This window comes from Streptomyces sp. NPDC087859, from assembly GCF_044742595.1.
GTDB classification, from domain to species: Bacteria; Actinomycetota; Actinomycetes; order Streptomycetales; family Streptomycetaceae; genus Streptomyces; species Streptomyces canus_F.
Genome location: NZ_JBIUUU010000011.1, coordinates 311,929 through 336,358, shown reverse-complemented (window position 1 = coordinate 336,358; position 24,430 = coordinate 311,929). Strand labels below are relative to the sequence as shown.

Sequence of the window (24,430 nt, the reverse complement as noted above, 5' to 3'; positions counted from 1 at the left end):
CTCCAGGTCTTGAGAAGAGAACGTCAGCCCTTGATGCCGGTCTGCGCGATCCCCTGCACCAGCCAGCGCTGGAGGAAGAGGAACACGAGCAGCAGGGGCAGGATGGAAATGGCCGTGGCCATGAAGATCAGGTGGTAGTTGACGGTCTGGTTGGTCATGTACGAGGACAGGGCCACCTGAATGGTCCAGGAGCTCGGGTCCTGGCCGATGACCAGGGGCCACAGGAAGGAGTTCCAGCCGCTGATGAACGTGATCGTGGCCATCGCCGCGAAGAAGTTCAGCGAGTTGGGCACGACGACCCGCCAGTACGCCCCCCAGTACGAGAGTCCGTCCACCCGCGCCGCCTCCTCCAGCTCCTTGGGGAACCCCAGGAAGTACTGCCGGAACAGGAAGCAGGTGAAACCACTGAACAGGCCCGGAATGATGAGACCGCGGTAGGTGTCCACCCAGCCCAGCGACGACACCAGCACGAAGCTCGGCACGAAGGTGACGGCCGTCGGGATCATCAGGGTGACCAGGACGCCGTAGAAGACCTTGTTGGCGTGCCGGTAGGGGATGCGGGCGAGGCCGTAGCCGGCGAGCGAGCAGATCAGCAGGATGCCGCTGGTGTGCAGGACGGCGACGACCCAGGAGTTCCACAGGGCCCGGCCGAAGTCGACGGTCTCGTCGTTGAACGGTTCGGTGATGTTGCCCCACTGGATGTCGGTGGGGAGCCACTTCCAGTTCTCGCCCGTGATCTCCGGGTCCGTCATCAGGGCGTTGCGGACGATCAGATAGAACGGGACCAGGAAGAGCAGGGCCGCGACACCGGTGGCGATGTAGAGCCCGGTGTTGCCGATGACCTTGCCCCCGCGCTTCTTGCGGGGGGTCTTCGTGACGTCAGGTGCGGTGGTGGTCACTTGGACTCCTCACCCCTTCCAAAGCCCATGATCTTGCCCTGGAACAGCGTGATGATCAGGATGAGGACGGTGAGGATGACCGCGCCCGCGCTGCCCTGGCCGTAGTCCTGGCTCTCACCGAGGGCCGTCTTGTACAGCTCCACGAGGGGTGGCTGGCCCCAGGTCGCCTTGCCGAGCAGGTTCCAGAACTCGTCGAAGGCCTGGTAGGCGGCGATCAGCAGCAGCAGGATCACCGCGGTCGAGGTGGCCCGCAGCTGGGGCAGGGTGATGTACCGGAAGGTCTGCCAGCCCGGCTTGGCGCCGTCGATCGAGGCGGCCTCGTAGAGCTCCGCCGGGATGTTCTGGAGCGCGGCCAGGAACAGGATCATGTAGAAGCCGGCCTGGAGCCAGAGCCGCAGCGTCACGATGACCAGCCAGTACCAGGGCGGGTCGGGGTTGGCCAGCCAGGCGGTGTTGTCGACGCCGAACCAGCCGATGACGGTGTTCGCCAGACCGAAGCGGACGCCGTTGAAGATGGACATCTTCCAGATCAGCGCCGCGGCCACGTAGGAGACCGCGGTCGGGATGAAGAACACCGACCGGAAGAACGCCTTCATGAACGTCAGCCGGTGCACCAGCAGCGCCAGGCCCAGCGAGAGCGCCCACGTGGTGGGCACGATGAACGCGGCGAAGACGGTGAAGGTGACCAGGGACCCCGTGAAGTCCGGGTTGTCCAGGATCGCCTTGTAGTTGTCGAGGCCGATGAACTCGCTCGGCGAGACGGTGAAGCGTGCCTCGAAGAAGCTGAGGTAGATGCTCCAGCCCATCGGCACGAAGACGAAGATCACCAGGCCGATCAGGAAGGGGCTGGTGAAGAGCCAGAAGTTGAGGGTGCTGTTGGCCCGCAGACTCCGCCGCGGCCGCGCCTTTTCAGGCTTGGCCGGGGCGGCGTCCGTGAGGTCGAGCTTGGTGGTGGTCGACATGTCGAGGTCCGCCCGCCGGCCTATCCGAAGAGCTTCTTGAGCTCTGCGTTGACCTTCTTGTCGCAGGCGTCGAGCGCGGCCTCCGGACTGCCGCCCTTGCGCACGGAGTTGGCGATCACGTCGTTCACCGAGGCGATCATCGCCTGCGTCCAGGCGATGTTGTCGAAGTGCCCGTACTCGCTGAAGAGCTTGACGCCCTCGGCCGGCAGACCCGACTTGAGCTTGGTGGCCGACTGCGCGATCGAGGTGCGCGGCGGGATGTGGAAGCCGTAGGACAGCGCCCAGTCCTCCTGGTACTCCTTCTGGTCGATCCACAGCCACTTGACGTATTCCTTGGCCGCGTCGAGGTTCTTGCTCTTGGCGTTGACGAACATCGACCAGCCGCCGTTGGTGACCGAGAACTTGCCGGAGTCGCCGACCTTCGGGAAGGGGAAGACGCCGACGTCGTCGCCGAGCGCCTTCTGGATCACCGGCATGGCCCACATGCCACACCACTGGATCGCGGTCAGGCCCTGGGTGAAGGCCGAGGGGTCCCACCAGTCGGCCGGGGCGTCCAGGAGCAGGTTGCCGCTGGTGAACAGCTTGCGCAGCTGGCTCAGACCGTCCGCCACGGCGTCCGTGTGGTAGGCGATCTCGTTCTTGTCGTTGAGGGTGTCCGCGCCGGCCGACCAGATCAGCGGGGACTGGACGGGGGTGATGTCGTTGCCGAGGAAGGCGCCCTTGACCTTGCTCGTGGTGAGCTTGTCGATGACCTCGATCAGCTCCTCCAGCGTCTGGGGGACCTCGACCTTGGCCTTCTCGAAGAGCGAGGGCCGGTAGTAGAAGAACTGCGGGTCGTCGATCATCCGGACGCCGTATATCTTCCCGTCGACCGTGTGCGAGGCGATGTCGGCCGGGTTGAAGTCGTCCTTGACCGGGTTGATGATGTCGCTCAGGTCCGCCACCTGGCCGCTCGTCACCATCTGGAGCTGCGGGTGGAACTCGAAGACGTCGGGCGCGTTCTTGGTGAGCAGAGCCGGGAACAGCTTGTTCTCGAAGTTGGAGCCGGTGATCCACTGGGTGGTGACGTTGGCTTCCTTGTAGGCCTTCGCGTACCGCTTGATGGCCTGCTCGGTGCCCGCCTCGCCGTACGCGTGGAAGTACTGCGTGAGGCCCTCGCCGGAGCTGCTGCGTCCGGTGTTGCCCCCGCACGCGGCCAGTCCGCCGGCGGCGGCCATACCCATGGCGGCCCGGAGAACGGTACGGCGGTCCCAGTTGACGTTGCTCATTGCCGACATGCTGACGTCCTTGTCTCGAGTACGGCTGCGGCTCTGCGCCCGGTGCCTGAAGCGGCTCAGCGCCAGGTGGCTCAATTGGTGTCGCGGTGCGGGACGTTAACCTTCGGCTAAGGCTTCGGCAAGGGGTTGGACGAAGTCTGTTCGAAGCGTTGCGGAGCGTTCGGGATTCCGGACGTCACGGATCGCGGGCCGCCGCACCAGCGGCCCGCAACCCCCCTTCGGGTACTGCGGGTTACTGCCTTCCGGGCCCTACGGCCCACTGCCGGAACCAGGCTCTGGCTAACGCGGGTTGTGCGTCTTGGCCCTCGCGGGCGTGGTGCTGCGTTTCGGCGACTTCTGGCCGACCGACTGGAGGGCGCCCTCGAGCGCGAACGTCGCCGCGCCCAGGCACACCGGATCCGTGGGGATCGGGGACAGGACGATCTCGGTGGCGGCCATCGGACGGGGCAGCGCGTGCCGGGCGACGGCCTCGCGCACCTCCTCGACCAAGGGCTCGCCGAGGGCGGCCGCGACCCAGCTGCTGAGCACGATCACCTCGGGGTTGAACAGGTTGACCAGATTGGCGATCCCGGCGCCGAGGTAGCGGACGGTGTCGCGGAGCGTGCCGACCGCCACCGGATCGTTCTGCCGCAGGCCCTCGGCCAGGGCGGCGATGGTGGCCGTCTGGTCGTCCGGGTGCAGCAGCGGGCTGCCGGGACTCAGCTCCCGCAGATTCAGCATGATCCCGGACGCGCCGACGTACGCCTCCACACAGCCGTGCTTGCCGCAGCGGCACACCCGGCCGTCCAGGACGATCGTGGTGTGGCCCCACTCGCCGGCGCTGTTGCTGACCCCCCGGTGCAGTCCGCCGCCGAGCACGAGCCCGGCGCCCACACCGGTGCCGAGGTTCACCACCACGGCGTTCCCGCGTCCGCGCGCGGCCCCGAACCACAGCTCGGCCACCGCGGAGGCGCGCAGCGGATTGTCCAGGTACAGCGGGTAGGCGATGTGCTCGGTGAGCAGATCGAGCAGCGGCACGTCGTGCCAGTCCCAGTTGGGCGCGTACTCGCAGAACCCGGTGTCCCGGTCCACCTGGCCCGGCACACTCACCCCGACGCCGAGGACACGGGCACCCTCGATGCCGGCCTGCGCGACCACCTGGCCCACGACCGCGGCGACATGGCCGACGACCTGCTCGGGCAGGCTCTCACCCGGGCGGACGTCCTCCTCGGCGCGGGCCAGCACGTTCAGTCCGAGGTCGAACAGCTCGACATGGACGTAGGTCTCCGCGATGTCGACGCCGATCAACGCGCCCCCCGACGCGTTGACCGCGACGAGTCCCCGGGGGCGGCCTCCCGCCGAGTCCTCGAACCCGACCTCCGTGATCATCGAGAGGTCGAGCAGCTCGCCGACGAGCGTGGCGACCGTGGCCAGGCTCAGCCCGGTGGCGGCCGCCAGCTCCTGCCGGGAGGTGGGTGAGGCGGCGATGATCTGGCGCAACACCTCGTAGCGGTTCGCGGTGCGGATGTCACGTGAGGTGCGCTTCACCGGGTTGCCCCCGTCCCTTCGGCTCTCGCCGGGACGGCATCGGCACCGGCGCGGCGCAAGGCTATGGGCTGCCGGGGACTTTCGACAAGGGGTTAGGAAAGGGGCTTTATAAAGTCAGTCGGCGAGCACGTCCCGGACGAAGGCGTTGGCGAATTTTGCCTCAGGGTCCAGGCCGCCCGCCAGCGTCCGGAAGTCGTCCAGCCTGGGGTAGCGGCCGCGCAGGACCTCGCCCGGCGTGGTGAACACCTTCCCCCAGTGCGGCCGCGGCCCGAAGCCGTCGAGCACCTCCTCCAGCCGTCGCACCACCGGCAGGACGGCCGCAGTGTCCTCGATCCAGGTGAAGTGCAGCGCCACCGTGTCGCGTCCGTACGACGGGCTGAGCCACTGCTCGTCGGCGGCGACCGTACGCACCTCGCAGGTCTGCAGTGCACCGGCGACCGTCTGCCGAATACCGTCGATGGCATACAGCGCCTCGACGGCATACCGCCGCGGCAGCAGATACTCCGACTGCAGCTCCGCCCCGCTGCTCGGTGTGAACTCCGCCCGGAAGTGCGGCAGCCGCTCATGCCAGGGTCCCGGCACCCCGAACTGCTCGGTGCAGTTGACCGCGGGCATCCCCGGCACCGGGTGCAGTTTCTCGGTGGCGGGCGCGGCCCAGGTGAACTGGTCGAGTGGCTGATCCACCCGCCGCTTCAGCCACACCTGACGGAAGCCCGGCTCCCGCCAGTCCGTGAAGAGGCTGACGCTGTACGCGGCCGACATGACCGCCGAGAACGTCTCGAAGTCCAGCCCCTCCAGCGGCAGTTCGGTGAAGACGTGCTGCTCGACATCGAAGGCCGGCTCCAGGTCCAGGGTGAGCGCGGTGACGACACCCAGGGCGCCGAGCGAGGTCACGGCACCGCCGAAGCGCTCGTCGTCCCGTCCGATCGTCACCCTCGACCCGTCGGCGACGACCAGCTCCACCTCCCGCACCGCCGAGCCCAGCGGGCCGTTGCCCACACCCGAGCCGTGCGTCCCCGTCGCGACCGACCCCGCCACCGAGATGTGCGGCAGCGAAGCCATGTTGGGCAGCGCGAACCCCTGGGCGTGGACCGCGCGGGCGAGCTCCGCGTACCGGACGCCGCCCCCGACCCGCACCGTGCGGGCCGCGGAGTCCACGTCGATCACCGCGGGGAGCCCGGCGATCGACAGCAGGACGCCGTCGGGGCCCGGTTCGGCGATCTCGTTGAAGGAGTGCCCGCTGCCCAGCACCCGCACCTTCGCGCTCCCGGCCACGAGGGCACTCAGCGTGTCGAGCGAGTACGGGCGGTGCAGCTCCTTCGCTCCGTACGTGATGTTGCCCGCCCAGTTGGTGACCGTCTCCGTCATCCCTGTCGTCCCTTCCCTGGAACGCCGGCCCTCGCCGGCATGCCTCTGCGTTGACCCTCTCATCCGCCGCCACCTAATTTAGAGAGCGGTTTCTATCCGTTTCCTCGACCGGGGGTCACCACCTTGCCCGAGCGTCCGCAGGCGCTGTTCGCCATGACCGCCGCCAACCTGCCCCATGTCTTCCCGTCGGAGGTGCTGGAGCGGCTGCGGGAGGCGGTGGACATCGACCCGGATCTCGTGGCCGAGGACTTCACCGACCCGCGCGTCAAGGAGGCGCTGGCCCGCACCGAGATCCTCGTGACGGGCTGGGGCTGCCCCCGTATCGACGCGACGGTCCTCGACGCCATGCCCGGACTGCGGGCGATCCTGCACTCCGCCGGCTCCGTCAAGGGCTTCGCCGCGCCGGAGATCTGGCGGCGTGGCATCGAGGTCTCCTCGGCCGCCGACGCCAACGCGGTCCCTGTCGCCGAGTACACCCTCGCCATGATCCTCCTCGCCGGGAAGGACCTCTTCGTCGCCCGTGAGCGACTGCGCGCCTCGCGGGCCCACCCCGGCTGGGGCATCGTCCCCGGCATCGGCAACCACGGCCGCCGGGTCGGCGTCATCGGCGCCTCCCGCATCGGCCGCCGCGTCCTGGAACTCCTGCGCCCCTTCGACCTGCGGCCCGCGCTCACCGACCCGTACGTCACCGAGGCGCAGGCGGCCCGACTCGGCGTGCCCCTGCTGGAGCTGGACGAGCTGCTGCGGGGTTCGCAGATCGTCACGATCCACGCCCCTCAGACCCCCGAGACGCGTCACCTGATCGGCAGCCGTGAGTTGTCCCTGATGCCCGACGGGGCGGTCCTCGTCAACACCGCACGCGGTGGCCTGGTCGACCACGACGCCCTGGTCGCCGAACTTCGCACCGGCCGCCTCAGCGCGGTCCTCGACGTGACCGACCCCGAACCGCTCTCCGCCGACTCGCCCCTCTACGACCTCCCCAACGCCTTCGTCACCCCGCACCTCGCGGGCTCCCAGGGCAACGAGCTGGCCCGGCTCGGCACGGCGGTGGCCGAGGAGGCGGAGCGGCTCGCGACCGGTGCCGGACCGGCCTATCCGGTGGAGCTGGCGGCGCTGGAGTACGGCGCCTGAGAAGGTGCGGATTTCGCAGTTTGGGAAGCCGTTCGCTATGGATATCGATAAATGTCTGGCGGTAAGGCGTCGATATCAGTAGCTTCCCTCGTCATGACGCTCGACCCGCTCCCCGAGACCGACCTCACCCGCCACCGCCGCCTGCGCGACCAGGGCAGCCTCGACCGCGCCGACCTGAACGCCATCCTCGACGCGGGCTTCGTCTGCCACCTGGGCGTGGTGATCGAGGGCCGGCCGCTGGTCGTCCCGACCGTCTACGGGCGTGACGACCGGGAGCTCTACCTGCACGGCTCGGTGGCGAGCCGCAGTCTCTCCGGCGCCACCCCCGTCTGCGTCACGGTCACGCACGTCGACGGGCTGGTCCTCGCCCGGTCCGTCTTCGAGCACGGCGTGAACTACCGCAGCGCGATGATCCATGGCGAGGCCCGCAAGGTCACCGACCCCGAGGAGAAGCTGGCGGGCCTGCGCCGGCTCACCGACCACGCGACCCCGGGGCAGTGGTCGTACGCCCGCAGCCCGAGCCGCAAGGAACTCGCCGCCACCACTCTGCTCGCCCTCTCCCTCGAAGAGGCCTCGGTCAAGATCCGCAGCGGCCCGCCGGACGACGGCGACGGACCCGATGCCGAGCTCGGTCTCTGGGCCGGGACCCTGCCGCTGACCTCGGTGTGGGGCACCCCCCTCGCTGATCCCGAACTGCCGGATGAAACGCCCGTACCGGAACACATCGCTCGACGCGAGGGGACCCGGTACACGTGACGGGCGGGCGGGGGCATAACGTGAGGAGTCGAACGCCTGAGCCGGGAGGAGATTACGGATGGGCAGCCGCACCGCACTGGTCGAAGATCTGATGGAGCGATTCCCGCACGTACCGCGGGAAGCCGTCTTCAAGGAGGACCTGCTGCGCGGCGGGGTGGCCTTCGATCCGTCCGCGCTCAGCGACAACGAGGGTGGTGAGGTCAAGCCGAAGTCGTACTTCATCTTCTCCTTCGACCACGGCACCCTCCCCGAACTCGGTGAGGCCGCGCTGCGGCGGCCGCCGGAGGAGATCATCCTCACGGGCGGTCCGTACGACCTGCGCCGCACCGTCGTCTCCGTACGCGTGAACCCGTCGTCGCCGTACCGCGTCGCCGCCGACGAGGAGGGTGTGCTCGGCCTCTACCTCGACGGCAAGCGCATCGCCGACGTCGGTGTGCCGCCGATGCCGGAGTACTACAAGCACAAGCTCTCCAACGGGAAGTCCGTCATGGAGGTCGCCCCCACCATCCAGTGGGGCTACCTCATCTACCTGACCGTCTTCCGGGTCTGCCAGTACTTCGGCGCCAAGGAGGAGTGCCAGTACTGCGACATCAACCACAACTGGCGCCAGCACAAGGCCGCCGGCCGCCCGTACACGGGCGTCAAGGACGTCGAGGAGGTCCTCGAGGCTCTGGAGATCATCGACCGGTACGACACCGCGAAGACCTCCACCGCCTACACCCTCACCGGCGGCGCGATCACCAAGACGGTCGCCGGACGCGACGAGGCCGATTTCTACGGCCACTACGCCAAGGCCATCGAGGAGCGCTTCCCGGGCCGCTGGATCGGCAAGGTCGTCGCCCAGGCGCTGCCGCGCGACGACGTGCAGCGCTTCAAGGACTACGGCGTGCAGATCTACCACCCCAACTACGAGGTGTGGGACGAGTACCTGTTCAAGCTCCACTGCCCCGGCAAGGAGCGCTACGTCGGCCGCGACGAGTGGCACAAGCGGATCCTCGACTCGGCGGAGATCTTCGGCGCGCGCAATGTGATCCCCAACTTCGTGGCGGGCGTGGAGATGGCCGAGCCCTTCGGCTTCAAGACCGTCGACGAGGCCATCGCGTCCACCACCGAGGGCCTGCGCTTCTTCATGTCGCAGGGCATCACGCCCCGCTTCACCACCTGGTGCCCCGAGCCGACCACCCCGCTCGGCAAGGCCAACCCGCAGGGCGCGCCGCTGGAGTACCACATCCGGCTGCTGCAGGCCTACCGCCAGACGATGGAGGACTTCGGTCTCTCCTCGCCCCCCGGATACGGCGAGCCCGGGCCCGGCCGCGCCGTCTTCTCCGTGAGCTCCTTCATGGACAGCCTCCCGGCACAGGAGCCCGCCGAGGTGTAGTCGCGGCGAGAGCCGATGAAGCAGACAGGGTCCGGATCGAGTCGTCCGGGCCTTTTCTGCGTATGTCTTCAGGAGTAACAAGCGCAACAGCGGCAACGAGGTGTGGGCGGGCTCGAACTCCTGGTAACCGGATTTGAATGGTGAGCTTGTCAGTTGTGTGGAAGCCGTGAAAAGCTCGTGCACTGCCGCGAGGTTCCCCACAACTCCGTTGCCAATAAGGTGAGTTGACCTCGCTTTCGATGCAGGAGTCCGATGCCCGACCTGCCGACCCCCCAGGACGCCGCCGAGGCCGCGCTGTTCACCGAGTGCTGGGACGCCGTGCTCTCCTACGCCGACCTCTGCACGGCCGGATCCACCGCGGCCACCCAGCTGGCCACGGAGGCGTTCGCCCTCGGCATGCGCGAGGCCCGCACCGACGGCACCGCCAAGGGCGTGGGCCGCCGTGCGCCCCGGTTGCCCGTGATCCCCTTGCTGCTGACCGCCGTACGCACGACCGCCGCCGCGTGGGAGACCGCCGGCCAGGGCCATCGGCTCGATCCCGACCTGCGCCTGTGGCTCAACTCGGACAAGGCCGCACGCTACACCGGCCCGCCGTTGCAGCGCCCGCTCGCCCTGCGCGGTCTGCGCGACATGCAGGAGCACGACGCGGATCTGCTGTGGCTGGCCGAGGTGGAGGCGCTGCCGCTGTCCGTGGTGGCCCGCAGGCTCGGTCTGGACCCGGCCCATCTGCCGGAGGAACTCGCGCAGGTGCGCGGCCTGTTCCGGGACCGCAGTCACCGCAACCACCTCGACACCCCGATGGCCCCGCAGTGCCGCAGCTACGCCCGCCTCCTCGACGCGGTCACCCGCGCGACCGCCGCCGACACCCCGGCGGACCTCTCCCGGCATCTCGCCACCTGCGTGCAGTGCGCCGAGGCCGCCGCCTGTCTGCGGCTGCACGGCGGCGGACTGCCCGGGGCGCTCGCGGGCGGAGTGATCGGCTGGGGCGGCCTCGCGTACCTGGAGCGCAGACGCCGGGCCGCGGAGGTGCGGCTGGGCGCCGGACGCCCGGAACCCGCCGACGCCGGTCCGCCGAACCCCGGCGCCCACAAGGCGCGTGTCGTGCGCAGCGGACTGCTCGTCACCGCCGTACTGGTCTCACTGCTGGCCCTCGCCGTCTCGATGATGCCGGCGGGCGGCTCCATGGACGACGGGGCCGCGGTCCCCACCGACCGGCAGCCGGTGGCCGATCCCGGCGTCACCGTGCCCTCGCCGTCCGCGACCTCCGGACCGGTGGCCTCGCCCACACCGTCCGCGGCCGGCAGCACCTCCGCGAGGAAGAACCCCGACCCCGAACCCCAGGGCACCACCTCCTCCGCCGCCCACGACGACAAGAAGCCGAACCCCGCCACGAGCGCGTCGGCGACCTGCGAGGTCCGGTACGAGCTGGTGAACCAGTGGCCCGACGGCTTCCAGGCCACCGTCACCGTCACCACCGACGAGGCCCTCGACGACTGGCGCGTCGCCTGGTCCTTCAAGGACGGCCAGAAGGTCGGCCAGATGTGGGACGCGAGCTACGCCCAGGACGGCTCCCGAGTCACCGCCGACGCCGCGGACTACAACAGGTCCGTGCGCGCGGGCGCCGACCTCGCCTTCGGCTTCCTCGCGTCCTGGCAGGGCACGAACTCCCCGGCGTACGCCTTCACGTTGAACGGGCACAGCTGCTCGAAGGCCTGACGGCATCCGTCGGACGCAGCAGTATCGGCACCGTGGCCCGGTCGGGCAGGCACCACCTCGGCCCGGACGCCGATGCCGGGCCCGTCCCGCCGGGCGCCGCGTCCGGACCGGCGGCCTCCAGCTCGAACCACACCTCCGTGCCGACGCCGTCCTCGACGCACCCGCTGCCCCACCGGTCGGCGAGCGCGTCGACCAGCAGCAGGCCGCGCCCGTTCTCGCTGTCCGCGTCGGAGCCCTCGCCGGGTGTCCCGGGCAGGCCGGGCCCCTCGTCCGCGACCGTGCAGCGCAGCCGGCCGGCCGTGAGGGAGAGGGTGAGCCGATAGCGGCCCCGGGCGTGCACGACCGCGTTGGTGGCGAGTTCGCTGACCAGCAGTTCGGCGGTCTCCGCCTGGTCCTGGAGCCCGTACTCGGCCAGCCAGGTCCGCACGGCGGCCCTGGCGAGGCGGACCGAGGACCGTCCGGGCCCCAGGATCGTCGTACAGCCACCGCCCAGGGACAGACCGGGCGGACGGACGTCGGGCATGGTCGCTTCCCTTCACCCCTGCGGCTCGGCCTCCACCATGCCGTCGGCGAGCCCCGCGGGTCGCGGGGGAAACTACGCGCATCAGCGCACCGGTCCGTCACCCCCGGCCGTCACCCACCCGTCACCCCGACGACGCCAGCGCCGTCTCCATCCGGATCGTCCACCCGTCCCCGGCCGCGGCCCCGGACCTCAGGTCCACGAACTCGCAGAACTGACGGGTCTGCCACAGCCCGTCCTCCGGGCCCGTCTCGGGACCGGGCGGACGGAAGCCGAGGAACGGGTCGGTGATCCGGCCGTGCGGGGTGCGCAGTTCGCAGACGATCCGTTCCCCGGCCGACCACAGCAGCAGCTGCGCGCTGTCCAGGCCCTGGGCGGCCGCATAGCCGGTGGCCCCGGACACGGCCACCCCGAACCGGTCGGCCCGCTCGCCCGTCATGCCGTGGGCCTTCGCCTGCTCCGCCGCGAACCGGCGGGCACCGGCCATGTCCCCGGCGAGCGGGACCCCGACGGCCTCCGGCGGCGGTTCGGGCAGCGGGGCGAGGTCCCGGGTCGCGTACGCGGCGGGTTGGGTGAACAGGGGGCTGGGCCGGATGCCGAGCCGGTCCAGGACGGTCGGATGGGTGTGCCGGGCGGCCTCGACGACGTCGGGCGGCGCGATGCGGGTGTCGTACAGACACATCAGGTCCGGCGGGGCCCCGGTGAACAGCTCGGTGGCCAGGGCCTCGTACCGCTTCCACTCGGTGATCTGGCGCGGCGAGCGGCCGTTCCAGACCGGTTCGCCCGCCATGTGCAGCCGGCCCGTCGGGCCCGCGTGCGTGACGTAGTAGTCGAGGGCGGTGGCCATGCTGTTCGCGGGTGTCCCGCGGTACCAGTGCGCGGAGTTGCGGAGGTCCACGTGCCGGGCGTCGGGGCCGAGCGCCTCGCGCAGCAGGTCCAGCTTGCGCGGGGTGGTGATGGCCACCGGGTCGGGCTCGTCCTCGGCGGCGATGCCGTTCCTGAGGAAGGGCACCATCACCGTCAGGAACTCCTCGTCGCAGGAGTGGATGCCGGCGTGATGCTTGGGGGGAGCGGCGGTCCGCTGCTGATGATCATGATGATCCGTCATGTCCGGTTCCCTTTCGTGGAGTTCGTGTCGGGTGCGGGCCGGGGGGCGTCGTCAGGGGCGCGTGATGCCGCGCGACGCGGTCCAGACGGCGACCTGGCTGCGGGAGGTGAAGCCCAACTTGCTGAGGATCCGCTCCACATGGCCCTCCGCCGTCCGTACCGCGATGACCAGCCGGTCGGCGATCTGCTGGTTGGTGAGGCCCTGGCCGAGGAGTTCGGCGACCTCCGCCTCGCGGCGGGTGAGCGGACTGTCGGGCACCGTGCGGGCGGGTGACTTCCGCTCACCCAGCGCGTAGCCGACCGCGTCGTCCAGGGCGAGCTCCAGGCCCTCGCGGTGGGCGTGCCCGAACGCCTCGCCCAGCAGCGCGCGGGCGCCTTCCTCGGCCTCGTCGCGGACGGGGCCGTGGGACGGGGTGCGGTCCAGGGCGACATGGGCGTCCCGCCAGATCCGCCGGGCCGCGCCCAGCAGGACCGCGGCGGGCCGGCCCTCGCCGACGCGGGCGTGGACCGCGGCGAGGAGTTCCAGCGTCATGCCGATCCCGAACACGTCGCCGACCGCCCGCTTGAGCCGCAGACACTCCCGGGCGTGCGTCCTGGCCGACACCTGGTCCCCCTGGGACCACTCGGCGAAGGCGAGGATGCGCAGGAGGTACGAGTGGATCCACTGCTCGCCGTGGACCAGGCAGATCCCGCGGAACTCCGCGCACAGGGCCATGGCGCGCCCGTGTTCGCCCTGGAGGCTGAGGACATGGGCGAGTTCGACGTACTTGAAGCCGACCAGGCTCATCGACTCGCCCTCGAGCGGTGGCCGGGAGAGCGCCTCCTCGTACACCTCCCGGGCCCGCTCGTAGGCGCCGCTGATCAGCAGGGCGCCGCCGCGGCCGAAGAAGCTGTGGGCGGCCTCGGTCTCGTCGCCGAGCCGCAGGGCCAGTGCGTGCGACTCCTCGGCGAGCGGTCCGCCCCGGACCGCGTCGCCCTGGCTGAGCAGCATCAGCGCCAGGCTCCACAACGCCCGGGCCCGTGCGCGGGTCGGCTCCGGATCGGCGGCGAGCAGCCGCTCCAGCCAGAACCTGCCCTCCGTCAGGGCGCCGGTCGCGAACCAGAAGAACCACAGATGCCCGGCCAGCCTCAGCCCGGCCCGCACCTCGCCCGGTGTGCTCAGACAGAACTCCAGCGCCGCACGGACGGTGTCCGACTCGGCGTGCAGTCGCCGCACCAGCTCCGGCTGGTCGGGGCCGAACCACCGCCGCTCGCACTCCTCGACGAAGTCCAGGCACCAGTCCCGCACCCGGCGCCGGGCCGCCTCCCGCGCGTCGGCGCCGCTCTCGTACAGCCGGTCGAGGCCGTAGTGCCGGATCGACTCCAGCATCCGGTACCGGGCGTGCACGGTGTCGCCGTCGCGGACCAGGAGCGACTTGTCCACCAGCCCGGCGACGGCGTCCACCGTCGCGTCCCGGTCGAGGCCCGCGCCGGCGCAGACCTCCTCCACCGCGTCCAGGTCGAAGCTGCCGGCGAACACCGAGGCGTGCGCCCACACCGCCTGCTCCTGGGGGGTGCACAGGTCGTGGCTCCAGTCGACGGTGGCCCGCAGGGTGCGGTGCCGGGCCGGGGCGTCCTCGGCGTCGGCCAGCAGCCGATAGCGCCGGTCCAGCCGGTCGAGCACCTGCCGCACACCCAGCGCGCGCATCCGGACCGCCGCCAGCTCGATCGCGAGCGGCAGCCCGTCCAGGCGGTGACACAGGGCGGCCACCGCCTCCTGGTTGTCCGCGGTGAGCGCGAACCCGGGCAGCACGTCCGCGGCCCGGTCGGCGAACAGGGCCAGCGCCGGATACTCCAGGGCGGGCTTCGCGGGCAGCGGATCGCCCGGCGCGGGCGTGGGCAACGGCTGCACCTCCAGCACGTGCTGTCCGGCCAGCCCCAGCGGATGCCTGCTGGTCGCCAGCACCCGCACCCGGGCGGTCCGCGCCAGCAACGTGCCGACGAGCTCCGCGCAGGCCTCGGACAGGTGCTCGCAGTTGTCCAGTACGAGGAGCAGATCGCGGTCCCCGAGCTGCTCGACGAGCACCTCGACGGGCGAACGCCCCGACACGTCACGGACGTTCAGCGCCTCGACCAGGGCGAGCGGCACCAGCGAGGCGTCCCGCACACCGGCCAGCTGGACCAGGTGCACCCCGTCGGCGAACCGCTTCGCCAGCGCGGGCAGGACATGCAGGGCCAGCCTGGTCTTGCCGACGCCGCCCGGCCCGGTCAGGCTCACCAGCCGGTGGACGGCCAGCAGCCGCTTGACCTCCGCGACCTCCTGCCGCCTGCCGACGAAGCTCGACGCCCTCAGACCCCGACCGGCCGTTGCTCGCGTCGCGGATGCTTGCAGAATCGGAACCCGCCTCCGAACGTGGTACGCCCCGTGCGCGCCGTGGTCCGCGGTGGGCGGAGGTACGGCGGCCCTACCAAGAACATTAGGAGCGAGACGCAGGTCAGGCGCCTGTAGTGCGACATTGCCAACTGAAGGCGCTTTCCTGACAGAACGTGCCCACGTCCTGTCGCGCGGCGAGAAAAACCCGTGGCGTCCGCGAGCGCACCTGTCTAAGGTGGGGGCGTTCCGGCGACGACCGAGTACGCATGAGGAGGTGTTGACCGATGACTGTCCCTGCGATGAGCGCTGTCCGCATTCAGTTCATCAAGTCCACCTCCGTGGCCGCCGGCTGACCACCTCATTCCTCGCCGGGGCCACCCTGTGAAGGGTCACCCTTGACTTCCACCTCTGTTTTCACCGCGCTCGCTCCCTACGGCTGGGACGACGCATGGGCGGACGAGTTCGCCCCCTACGACGCCGAAGGACTGCTGGCCGGGCGGGTCGTCCGCGTCGACCGCGGGCAGTGCGACGTCGTCACCGCGGACGGTCTCCTGCGGGCGGACACCGCGTTCGTCACCCCCCACGACCCGCTGCGGGTCGTGTGCACCGGGGACTGGGTCGCCGTCGAGCCCGGCGGCAACCCGCGCTACGTCCGCACGTATCTGCCGCGCCGCACCGCCTTCGTGCGCTCCACCTCCTCCAAGCGGTCCGAGGGGCAGATCCTCGCCGCCAACGTCGACCACGCCATCGTCGCCGTCTCCCTCGCCGTCGAACTCGACCTCGGCCGCATCGAGCGCTTCCTCGCGCTCGCCTGGGAGAGCGGGGCACAGCCCGTGGTCGTGCTCACCAAGGCCGACCTCGTGCCGGACGCGGTGACGCTCGCGCATCTCGTCCAGGACGTGGAGACCACGGCGCCGGGCGTACCGGTGCTGACGGTCAGCGCCCACGACGGCGACGGGCTCGACGTCCTCGTCGCGGTCGTCTCCGGCGGTACGAGCGTGCTGCTCGGTCAGTCCGGAGCGGGCAAGTCGACCCTCGCCAACGCCCTGGTCGGCGAGGACGTCATGGACGTCCGCGCGGCCCGGGACGTCGACGGCAAGGGGCGTCACACGACGACCACCCGCAACCTCCTCGCCCTCCCGGGCGGGGGTGTGCTGATCGACACCCCGGGGCTGCGCGGTGTCGGTCTCTTCGACGCCGAGAGCGGTGTCGGGCAGGTGTTCTCCGAGATCGCGGAACTGGCCGAGCGGTGCCGCTTCCACGACTGCGCCCATGAGGCGGAGCCGGGGTGCGCGGTGCTCGCCGCGGTCGCCTCCGGCGAGCTGGGTGAGCGGCGCCTGGAGAGTTACCGGAAGCTGATCCGGGAGAACCAGCGGATCGTCGCCAAGACCGATGCGCGGGTCCGTGCGGAGCTTCGGCGGGACTGGAAGCGTCGGGGCGCCGAAGGGAAGGCCGCGATGGAGGCCAAGCGGGGGCGGGTGCGGTAGGGCGCCTACGGGGGTGCCTCGCTGTGCCGTCTCGCGGGTGCGGGTGGACTGTGGCTTGTCGCGCAGTTCCCCCGCGCCCCTTCGGGGGCGCCTCAGTGCCGTGTCTGAAATCCGCCAGCTCTCTTGCTGGCCAGGTCGCACACTGGACTGTGTGATGGACGAAGACAGCAGGTACGAGGCGGTGCGGAGTCGGGACGGGCGGTTCGACGGGGAGTTCTTCTTCGCCGTCGAGACGACCGGGATCTACTGCCGGCCCAGTTGCCCCGCCGTCACGCCGAAGCGGCGCAATGTGCGGTTCTTCGCGACGGCCGCCGCCGCGCAGGGCTCCGGGTTCCGGGCCTGTCGGCGGTGCCGTCCGGACGCCGTCCCGGGGTCGGCGGAGTGGAACGTACGGGCCGATGTCGTGGGGCGGGCGATGCGGCTGATCGGCGACGGCGTCGTCGACCGGGAGGGCGTCGCGGGTCTCGCGGACCGGCTGGGCTACAGCGCACGGCAGGTCCAGCGGCAGCTCACCGCGGAGCTCGGCGCCGGGCCCGTCGCCCTCGCCCGCGCCCAGCGCTCGCACACCGCACGGGTCCTGCTCCAGACCACGCAGCTGCCGGTCACCCAGATCGCGTTCGCCTCCGGGTTCGCCAGCGTGCGGCAGTTCAACGACACGATCCGCACCGTGTACGCGCAGACCCCGAGCCGGCTGCGCGACGCCGCGCCCGCGTCCCGTCGTACGGCCACCCCCGCGGCCGGTGTGCCGCTGCGGCTCGCCTACCGGGGCCCGTACCGGTCCGACGCCGTCTTCGACCTCCTGGCCGACGAGGCCGTCCCCGGCGTCGAGGAGGTGAGCGGACCGGAGGGGAAGCGCACCTACCGGCGCACGCTGCGGCTGCCGTACGGCACCGGGATCGCCGCCGTCGAGGAACGGCCGCGCGGCTGGCTCGACGCCCGGCTCCACCTCACCGACCTGCGGGACCTGACGACCGCCGTACAGCGGCTGCGGCGCCTGTTCGACCTCGACGCCGACCCGTACGCCGTCGACGAACGGCTCGGCGCCGACCCGCGGCTCGCCCCGCTGGTCGCGGCCCGCCCGGGGCTGCGGTCGCCGGGCGCGGCCGACCCGGAGGAACTGGCGGTACGGACGCTGGCCGGCCCGGCGCGGGCCGCGCGGCTCGTGCAGCGGTACGGCAAGGCGCTCGACGCGCCCTGCGGCAGCCTCACCCACCTCTTCCCCGAACCGGCGGTCCTCGCCGAGGCCGAGCCCGAGGGCCCCCTCGGCGCGCTCACCGCGGCCCTCGCCGACGGCGCCGTCCACCTGGACCCCGGCGCCGACCGCGACGACGCACAGACGGCGCTGCTCGCCCTGCCCGGCATGGACGCCCGTACCGTCGCCGTCGTCCGCACCCGCGCCCTCGGCGACCCCGACGTGGCCCCACCCGACCTGAACGCCCCCGACACCTGGCGCCCCTGGCGCTCCTACGCCGTACAACACCTGCGCACCGCAGGGGAGCTGGAGACCCGATGACCACGCACTGGACGACCGCGGACAGCCCCGTCGGCCCGCTCCTGCTCACCGCCGACCCGACCGGCGTGCTGACCTCCCTGTCCGTACCGGACCAGAAGGGCGGGCGCACGGTCCAGGACGGCTGGCTGCACGACCCCGCCCTCTTCCGCGAGGCCGAGGAGCAGCTCACGGCGTACTTCGCCGGCGAGCTGAAGGAGTTCCGGCTGCAACTGCGGGCCGAGGGCACGGAATTCCGCGAGCGGGTCTGGGCCGCCCTGGACGACGTCCCCTACGGCGCCACGACGACCTACGGCGAGATCGCCACCCGCATCGGGGCGCCCCGGGCCGCGGTACGAGCGGTCGGCGGCGCGATCGGCGCCAACCCCCTGCTGATCCTCAGGCCGTGCCATCGGGTGATCGGCGCGAACGGTTCACTGACGGGATACGCGGGCGGCCTGGAACGCAAGACGACCCTGCTGAGCCTGGAGGGTGTCCTCCAGGAGCTTCACGACGACCCTTCCACCCCCTCGAGCCCCCAGCTGTGAATCCGCCGAGGATGGATCCGGATGACCTCCTCACTGAAATGCGCCCCCAGCTCATGCGGCCCCACCAGCAGCTCCGCCTCGCCGCGGATGTCGATGCCACGGACGGTCCAGGGCCGCAGGCTGACGATGTCGTCGACGACGAGCGCGACCTTCGGGTTCTTCTGAAGGTTGCGCCACTTCTTGCTGCGCCCCATCTCGTAACCGCCGACCAGGATCGTCCCGTCGTCCTGGGGGAAGAACCCGACCGGGTTGGCCTGCGGCTGCCCCTGGGGGGACACCGTGGCGAGCCGCCCCAGCCGCTGCGACCTCAGATACGCGCGTTCGGCCTCGCTGAATTCGGTCATGCCGCCATCCGAACACGCCCGCCCCGGCGGGCACATCGGTTCCTCGGCCTAGGGCCGCGGCCCTACGTCACCCCCACAGCACCGCCCCCAGCCACGCCCCCATGATCAGCAGGCAGGTGAACAGCTCCGCCAGCACGCTGGAGCCGCCCGAGCGCATGACCGTGCGCACCGCCGCCCTCGCCTCGCCGTCGCGGCCGAGGCGGAGGCGTTCGTACAGGTAGATGCCGGCCACGAAGCCGGGGATCGCGCCCAGCACGGGGACCAGGAAGAAGCCGAGGAACGCGCCGATCCCGGCGTACACGCCCATCCGGGGGGTGGCGCCGCTCGTGCGCAGACGGCGGGGCGGCAGCGTCCAGCGCACCACCTGGGACAGGAACAGCACGACGGTGGCCCCCACGAGCACCCACCACGCGACCGGCCGCGGATCCTTCAGCGCCCACCACGAGACCGCGGCCCACACGAGCCACGACCCCGGCACCCCGGGCACCAGCACTCCGCACAGGCCGAGCAAGAGGACCAGGCCGACCAGCAGGAGGTCCCACACTCCCATGCGTCCAGGGTGCCGGACGGTCGGAGAACCCGCAGGTCAGCCAGGTTCACCCGCGGCCCTCGCCGGATTGCTCCCGGGCCACCCAGCCCCGCTCGTACGCATGCCACCCCAGCTGCAACCGGGTCGTCACCCCACTGAGTCCCATCAGCCGCTTCACCCGGCGCTGCACGGTCCGCAGGCCCAGGTCGAGCTGTTTGGCGACGCTCGCGTCGGTCATCCCGGCGAGCAGCAGGGACAGCACCTCCAGATCGGTGCCGTCGGGGCCGTCCGCCGGTTCCTCGCCGACGCCCGAGGCTCCGAGGCGCAGGGGCAGCGCGTCCCGCCACACCGACTCGAACAGCTCCGACAGGAGCTCCAGCAGTCCGCTGGCGTGCACCACCAGCGCGGCGGGCTCGGTGGCGGGTGAGGTCAGCGGTACGAGGGCCTGCGCCCGGTCGGCGACCACCAGCTTCGTCGGCACCTTGTCCACCACCCGCACCTCCTCGTCGCGGCCCAGTGCCGCCGACAGCTCGGTGAGGCCGTGGGGGAGATCCAGGACCGAGCGCTCGACGACCACGCGGTAGCGCACCCCGCGCCCGGCCGCCTGCTCCTCGGCGTCGTTCTCGATGCCGGAGACGACCGTGGGCCTGCCGGTGACCAGCGCGCACACCTCTTGGCTCGCCCCGAGCTGCAGTTGCAGGAAGCGCTGCGCGACCGCGCTCGCGCCGCTGACCACCTCGACCAGGTCGTGCACGGCCGGTTCGGCGGCGGTCGCCCGGTACTCCTCGGCGAGCAGCGCCGCCGCCAGCTCCGCCTTCTCCAGCTCGTGCCGCTGCTGGGTGAGCAGCGCGCCCAGCGCCACCCCGGGCGGCGCGGCGACCCACCGCCCGGGCCGCGCCGACGACTGCGCCGCGAGCCCGTGCTGCTCCAGGCGGCGCAGGGCACGCTCCGTGTCGTGCTCGTCGAGCGTCAGCCGCCGCGCGAGATCGGGCACGTCGGCCGCGCCCACGGAGACCAGCGCCCGGTACGCGGACTCGTGCCGCTCGTCCAGCCCCAGCACGCCCAGCATCGGCAGCCCCTCCCCAGTGGTGCCGTGGCGGGAATCGGCCACGGCGCAAACCCGCCTCGGCACATCATCCCCGCACCACCCGTCCCTCTGCCAAGGTGGCGCCACCGCAGCATCGACCACCGTCCGCAATGCCCGCCTCGGGCCCCTTCGGCCTGCGCGTTTCGCGTTCGCGGGGATACGGCAACACGGCAGGAGAAGCGATCTTGGCGAGAGCGATACGCCGGACGGCCCTGGGGGCGGCGACCGCCGCCCTCCTGGCCGTCACGACCGCCGCGCCCACGGACGCGGCCGAAAGACCGGGCCCGTCGAGAGCACTGACCGGCAGCCGGGCCACCCCCACCGCCGGCTCCGTCGTCACCCTCGTCACCGGCGACCGGGTCCTCGTCACCGGCGGCGGGGCCGTCGCCCTGCCCGGCGAGGACGGTACGACCCCCTTCACCCAGACCCGCCAGTCGGGCGACGACCTGTACGTCTATCCCGAGGACGCGATCGAGGCGCTGGCCGCGGGCCGCGTCGACGAGGAGCTCTTCAACGTCACCGGCCTGGTCCGGCAGGGCTACGACGACGCGCACAGCGACACGCTGCCGCTGATCGCGACGTACGACCGCGCCGTCTCCGCCCGCAGTGTCCCCAGGACCCCGCGCGGCGCCGAACGCGACCTCGTCCTCGACTCGGTCGACGGTGTCGCCCTCGACGCGGACAAGAAGAAGGCCGACGACTTCTGGGCCGACGTCAGCCGGGGCCCGGTGAAGAAGCTCTGGCTCGACGCCAAGGTGGAGGCCACCCTCGACCGTTCGACCAAGCAGGTCCACGCTCCCGAGGCCTGGGCCGCCGGCTACGACGGCAAGGGCACCAAGGTCGCCGTCCTGGACACGGGCGTCGACGCGGACCACCCCGACCTCAAGGGCCGGATCAGCGCCTCGCGGAACTTCACCGACTCCGCCGACGCCGACGACCACCAGGGCCACGGCACCCACACCACCTCGACCGTCGGCGGCACGGGCGCGGCGAGCGGCGGCAAGAAGAAGGGGGTCGCACCGGGCGCCGACCTCCTCAACGGCAAGGTCCTGAACGACTACGGCTCCGGCGAGACCTCCTGGATCATCGCCGGCATGCAGTGGGCCGTCGACCAGGGCGCCGACGTCGTCTCGATGAGCCTCGGCAACCCGGCGCGGACGGACTGCACCGACCCGATGGCCCAGGCGACGGAGGAACTCGCCCAGGCCAACAAGAACACCCTGTTCGTCATTGCGGCCGGCAACACGGGACCCGGCAACAACACGGTCTCCTCGCCCGGTTGCACCCCCAGCGTCCTCACCGTCGGCGCCGTCGACCGTGACGACTCCACCGCGAACTTCTCCAGCCGCGGCCCTGTCTACGGCTCCCACACCCTCAAGCCCGAGATCACCGCGCCGGGCGTCGGCATCTCCGCCGCCGCAGCGGGCGGCCGCGGCGTCTACGCCTACCAGTCCATGAGCGGTACGTCGATGGCGACCCCGCATGTCGCGGGCGCGGCGGCCATCGTCAAGCAGCGTCACCCCGGCTGGAGCGCCCAGCAGATCAAGACGGCCCTGGTCTCCTCGGCCGACGCGGACATCCCCGGCGACGTCCGCGAGACCGGCGGCGGCCGTCTCGACGTGAAGGCGGCGATCGACCAGACGGTGCTGAGTGCGCCCGCCGTCCAGGCCGGCACCTTCAACTGGCCGCAGGACACGAGCGATCGCACGACGGTCTCGGTGCCCTACACCAACACCACTGACAGGACGGTGGAGTTGAAGCTGTCGGTGGTGGGAGTCACCGGCAACGACGGCTCCGCCGTCCGCTCCTCCGTCGCCCGCCTCGGGGCAGGGTCCCTCAAGGTCCCGGCCGGGAAGACGGTCGAGGTCCCGCTCCGCATCGACCCGACGGCGACCCTCAAGCGCGCCCAGTACGGCGACATCACCGGCCGCGTCCTCGCCACCGCCGACGGAGTCTCCGTCTCCACCCCCTTCGCGCTCTACGTCCAGCCGGAGACGGTCACCCTCCGCGTGAAGCTGATCGACCGCCTCGGCAAACCCGCCACCGGCGCCTCCTCCGTCGACCTGATCGGCACCGACGACGCGAGCGGCGAGCGCCGCTTCAACGACGGCGCGAGCGACCAGACGTACGAGATCCGCCCCGGCAGCTACTTCCTCTCCAGCTTCGTCACCACACCGGAGACCGAGGGCACGCTGCTCAACTCCCTCTCCTACCTGGCCCGTCCGCAACTGGAGATCCGCGGCGACACCACCGTCGTCCTCGACGCCCGCAAGGCCCACCGGCTGAGCGTGAAGACGGACCGGCCGACCGAACTCCGCAGCGCCACGCTCGGTTTCGCCCGCTCGTGGGACGACACCTGGCTGCACGGCGGCACCGCGGCGGCGGGCCGCTCCGTGCGCGGCTACTACGCCTCCGTCACCGGCAGGGCCACCGACGGCACCTTCGAGTTCGACAGCTTCTGGAGGGCGGCGGCTCCTCAGATCACCGAACTCGCCGTGGTGGGCGGCAGCAAGCTCCACCCGGTCACCGCGTCGACCAGCTCGGTCAACCTCGACGGCACCGGGCGGGCGCCGCTCTTCGACGCCAAGTCCGGTACGGAGGCGGAGCTTTCGGGCGCCGAGGGAAAGATCGCGCTCGTGAAGCTGGACGACGACGGCAGCGCGAACGAGGTCGCGGACCGCGCGAAGACGGCCGGCGCCGTGGCCGTGCTCGGCTACCGCGAGGCACCGGGCCGCTGGTACCCGTCGGCCGGCTTCATCGGCGGTGCGCTGCCGGTGCTCGGCATCCCGACGGACGAGGCGAACTCCCTGCTCGCCGCGGGCGAGGTGACACTGCGCTGGACGGCCACGGCGAAGAGCCCGTACGTCTACAACCTCGCCCACCCGGAGACCGGCCAGATCCGGAGCGACCGCACCTACCGGGTGCGGGACCGGGACCTGGCGGCGACCACGGCGACGTACAACTCGGTGGCGGGCACCGCCACCGACCACATCGACCTCCGGTCGATGACCCGCCCGAGCGGACTGACCGGCTACTTCGGCGAGATCGAGACCGTCCCCGCGCCCTTCGCACGCACCGAGTTCCACACGCCGGGCACCACCGGCTGGGAGCAGGAGGTGTCCAGCAGCTTCCCCTGGGGCGAGTTCATGATCGACCCCGTGCGGACGTACGAGAAGGGGGAGCGGCGGACCGAGGAGTGGTACGGCGGTGTCCTCGCGCCGAGCGCCCCCCTCGACGCCGACGGCGACCAGGCCCTCGCCGCCGAACGCCAGGGCAACCTGATCGGTGTCGCGCCCGCCTTCTGGGGCGACGGTCAACACCACGGTGTGCAGGGCAGCTTCGGCGACATCGGCTCCATGGTGCTGAAGCGGGACGGCGAGACCGTCGGCGACAGCCCTTACCCGTTCGGTGTGTTCGAGGTCCCGGCCGCGGAGTCGTCGTACGAACTCACCCTGACCACCACGAAGTTCGGTGCCCCGGCCCGCGTGTGGAACCGCTCGACGGCCACCTCGACGACCTGGTCCTTCCGCTCGGCGCTGGACGAGAACGCGTACTCCCAGGGCATCCCGCTCCTCTTCCCGCGCTACGACCTCCCGGAGGACGGCCTCAAGACGCTCCCGGCGCGCGACGGGCAGCGGATCGCCCTCACGGCCGGCGGCCACGCGGGCTATGAGCCCGGAGGTTTGACCTCGGTGAAGCTCGCCTACTCCTACGACGACGGGGAGACCTGGACCCAGGCGCGGACGTCGAGGAAGGGCACCGTGTGGGAGGCCTACGTCGACCACAGCACAGCGACAGGAAAGCAGGTCACACTCAGGGCCGACATGACCGACGCGAACGGCAACTCGGTCAGCCAGACCGTGTCCCGGGCCTACGACGTGCGCTAGCGCGTCAGGGGATCGAAGGTCCGGGCCACCCCGGTGTCGCCGGGCGGTTCTCCCGTGGGGGGTGG

General features: G+C 71.3%; 19 protein-coding genes. 8 read left to right on the top strand and 11 right to left on the bottom strand.

Features of this window, described 5'->3' with window-relative positions; genetic code table 11:
• Positions 1 to 23: 23 nt before the first annotated feature.
• The 5 genes from ACIOHP_RS28060 to ACIOHP_RS28040 form a co-directional block, all read right to left on the bottom strand.
• Entirely contained in the window at positions 24 to 899 is an 876-nt protein-coding gene (locus tag ACIOHP_RS28060) for a carbohydrate ABC transporter permease (protein ID WP_401891798.1), read from the bottom strand.
• Positions 896 to 1,861 (bottom strand): sugar ABC transporter permease, encoded by a 966-nt coding sequence (locus tag ACIOHP_RS28055; RefSeq protein WP_361482130.1) that lies wholly within the window; start codon positions 1,859 to 1,861, stop codon positions 896 to 898. The genes ACIOHP_RS28060 and ACIOHP_RS28055 overlap by 4 nt, the downstream gene beginning before the upstream one ends.
• A 20-nt stretch (positions 1,862 to 1,881) precedes the next feature.
• Positions 1,882 to 3,138, bottom strand: coding sequence for an extracellular solute-binding protein (locus tag ACIOHP_RS28050; protein WP_361541722.1), 1,257 nt, complete (start codon positions 3,136 to 3,138; stop codon positions 1,882 to 1,884).
• A gap of 279 nt (positions 3,139 to 3,417) precedes the next feature.
• On the bottom strand, positions 3,418 to 4,665 hold the full coding sequence (locus ACIOHP_RS28045; RefSeq protein WP_401891796.1) for an ROK family transcriptional regulator: 1,248 nt from the start codon (positions 4,663 to 4,665) through the stop codon (positions 3,418 to 3,420).
• Between the two features lie 114 nt (positions 4,666 to 4,779).
• Complete coding sequence (locus tag ACIOHP_RS28040; protein WP_401891795.1) at positions 4,780 to 6,033, bottom strand: FAD-binding protein; 1,254 nt, start codon at positions 6,031 to 6,033, stop codon at positions 4,780 to 4,782.
• A 123-nt stretch (positions 6,034 to 6,156) separates the two neighbouring features.
• Here ACIOHP_RS28040 and ACIOHP_RS28035 point away from each other — a divergent pair, with 123 nt between their 5' ends.
• From ACIOHP_RS28035 to ACIOHP_RS28020, 4 genes are all read left to right on the top strand, one after another.
• The gene (locus tag ACIOHP_RS28035) at positions 6,157 to 7,164 is read left to right on the top strand and encodes a hydroxyacid dehydrogenase (RefSeq protein ID WP_401891794.1); all 1,008 of its coding nucleotides are present in this window, start codon (positions 6,157 to 6,159) and stop codon (positions 7,162 to 7,164) included.
• A 93-nt stretch (positions 7,165 to 7,257) separates the two neighbouring features.
• Entirely contained in the window at positions 7,258 to 7,920 is a 663-nt protein-coding gene (locus ACIOHP_RS28030) for a pyridoxamine 5'-phosphate oxidase family protein (RefSeq protein WP_401891792.1), read from the top strand.
• Positions 7,921 to 7,978: 58 nt separating this feature from the next.
• The gene (locus ACIOHP_RS28025) at positions 7,979 to 9,298 is read left to right on the top strand and encodes a radical SAM protein (protein WP_266886499.1); all 1,320 of its coding nucleotides are present in this window, start codon (positions 7,979 to 7,981) and stop codon (positions 9,296 to 9,298) included.
• A gap of 252 nt (positions 9,299 to 9,550) precedes the next feature.
• Positions 9,551 to 11,014, top strand: a complete 1,464-nt coding sequence (locus ACIOHP_RS28020) for a cellulose binding domain-containing protein (protein WP_401891790.1) — start codon at positions 9,551 to 9,553, stop codon at positions 11,012 to 11,014.
• Here the strand turns inward: ACIOHP_RS28020 and ACIOHP_RS28015 are convergent.
• From ACIOHP_RS28015 to ACIOHP_RS28005, 3 genes are all read right to left on the bottom strand, one after another.
• The gene (locus ACIOHP_RS28015; RefSeq protein ID WP_401891789.1) at positions 10,980 to 11,537 is read right to left on the bottom strand and encodes an ATP-binding protein; all 558 of its coding nucleotides are present in this window, start codon (positions 11,535 to 11,537) and stop codon (positions 10,980 to 10,982) included. The two genes, ACIOHP_RS28020 and ACIOHP_RS28015, sit on opposite strands and share 35 nt — an antisense overlap.
• Before the next feature lie 121 nt (positions 11,538 to 11,658).
• The gene (locus ACIOHP_RS28010) at positions 11,659 to 12,642 is read right to left on the bottom strand and encodes an anti-sigma factor RsbA family regulatory protein (protein WP_401891787.1); all 984 of its coding nucleotides are present in this window, start codon (positions 12,640 to 12,642) and stop codon (positions 11,659 to 11,661) included.
• Positions 12,643 to 12,693: 51 nt separating this feature from the next.
• Positions 12,694 to 14,898 (bottom strand): ATP-binding protein, encoded by a 2,205-nt coding sequence (locus ACIOHP_RS28005; RefSeq protein WP_401891785.1) that lies wholly within the window; start codon positions 14,896 to 14,898, stop codon positions 12,694 to 12,696.
• 491 nt (positions 14,899 to 15,389) lie between these two features.
• Here ACIOHP_RS28005 and rsgA point away from each other — a divergent pair, with 491 nt between their 5' ends.
• The 3 genes from rsgA to ACIOHP_RS27990 all read left to right on the top strand — a co-directional run bounded on the left by rsgA (position 15,390) and on the right by ACIOHP_RS27990 (position 18,518).
• Positions 15,390 to 16,481, top strand: a complete 1,092-nt coding sequence (rsgA, locus tag ACIOHP_RS28000; RefSeq protein ID WP_401891783.1) for a ribosome small subunit-dependent GTPase A — start codon at positions 15,390 to 15,392, stop codon at positions 16,479 to 16,481.
• A 154-nt stretch (positions 16,482 to 16,635) separates the two neighbouring features.
• Positions 16,636 to 17,994 carry a DNA-3-methyladenine glycosylase 2 family protein gene (locus ACIOHP_RS27995; protein ID WP_401891888.1) on the top strand — a complete coding sequence of 453 codons (1,359 nt, stop codon included), beginning with the start codon at positions 16,636 to 16,638 and terminating at the stop codon, positions 17,992 to 17,994.
• Positions 17,991 to 18,518, top strand: coding sequence for a methylated-DNA--[protein]-cysteine S-methyltransferase (locus tag ACIOHP_RS27990; protein WP_401891781.1), 528 nt, complete (start codon positions 17,991 to 17,993; stop codon positions 18,516 to 18,518). The genes ACIOHP_RS27995 and ACIOHP_RS27990 overlap by 4 nt, the downstream gene beginning before the upstream one ends.
• Here the strand turns inward: ACIOHP_RS27990 and ACIOHP_RS27985 are convergent.
• The 3 genes from ACIOHP_RS27985 to ACIOHP_RS27975 form a co-directional block, all read right to left on the bottom strand.
• The gene (locus ACIOHP_RS27985; protein ID WP_361541690.1) at positions 18,479 to 18,862 is read right to left on the bottom strand and encodes a PPOX class F420-dependent oxidoreductase; all 384 of its coding nucleotides are present in this window, start codon (positions 18,860 to 18,862) and stop codon (positions 18,479 to 18,481) included. The genes ACIOHP_RS27990 and ACIOHP_RS27985 overlap by 40 nt on opposite strands.
• Before the next feature lie 67 nt (positions 18,863 to 18,929).
• Positions 18,930 to 19,412 (bottom strand): DUF456 domain-containing protein, encoded by a 483-nt coding sequence (locus ACIOHP_RS27980; protein ID WP_361541687.1) that lies wholly within the window; start codon positions 19,410 to 19,412, stop codon positions 18,930 to 18,932.
• Positions 19,413 to 19,458: 46 nt separating this feature from the next.
• The gene (locus tag ACIOHP_RS27975) at positions 19,459 to 20,460 is read right to left on the bottom strand and encodes a helix-turn-helix domain-containing protein (protein ID WP_361541936.1); all 1,002 of its coding nucleotides are present in this window, start codon (positions 20,458 to 20,460) and stop codon (positions 19,459 to 19,461) included.
• Positions 20,461 to 20,663: 203 nt separating this feature from the next.
• Between ACIOHP_RS27975 and ACIOHP_RS27970 the strand changes: the two genes are divergently transcribed.
• Entirely contained in the window at positions 20,664 to 24,365 is a 3,702-nt protein-coding gene (locus ACIOHP_RS27970; RefSeq protein ID WP_401891780.1) for a S8 family peptidase, read from the top strand.
• The last annotated feature ends 65 nt before the right edge of the window (positions 24,366 to 24,430 follow it).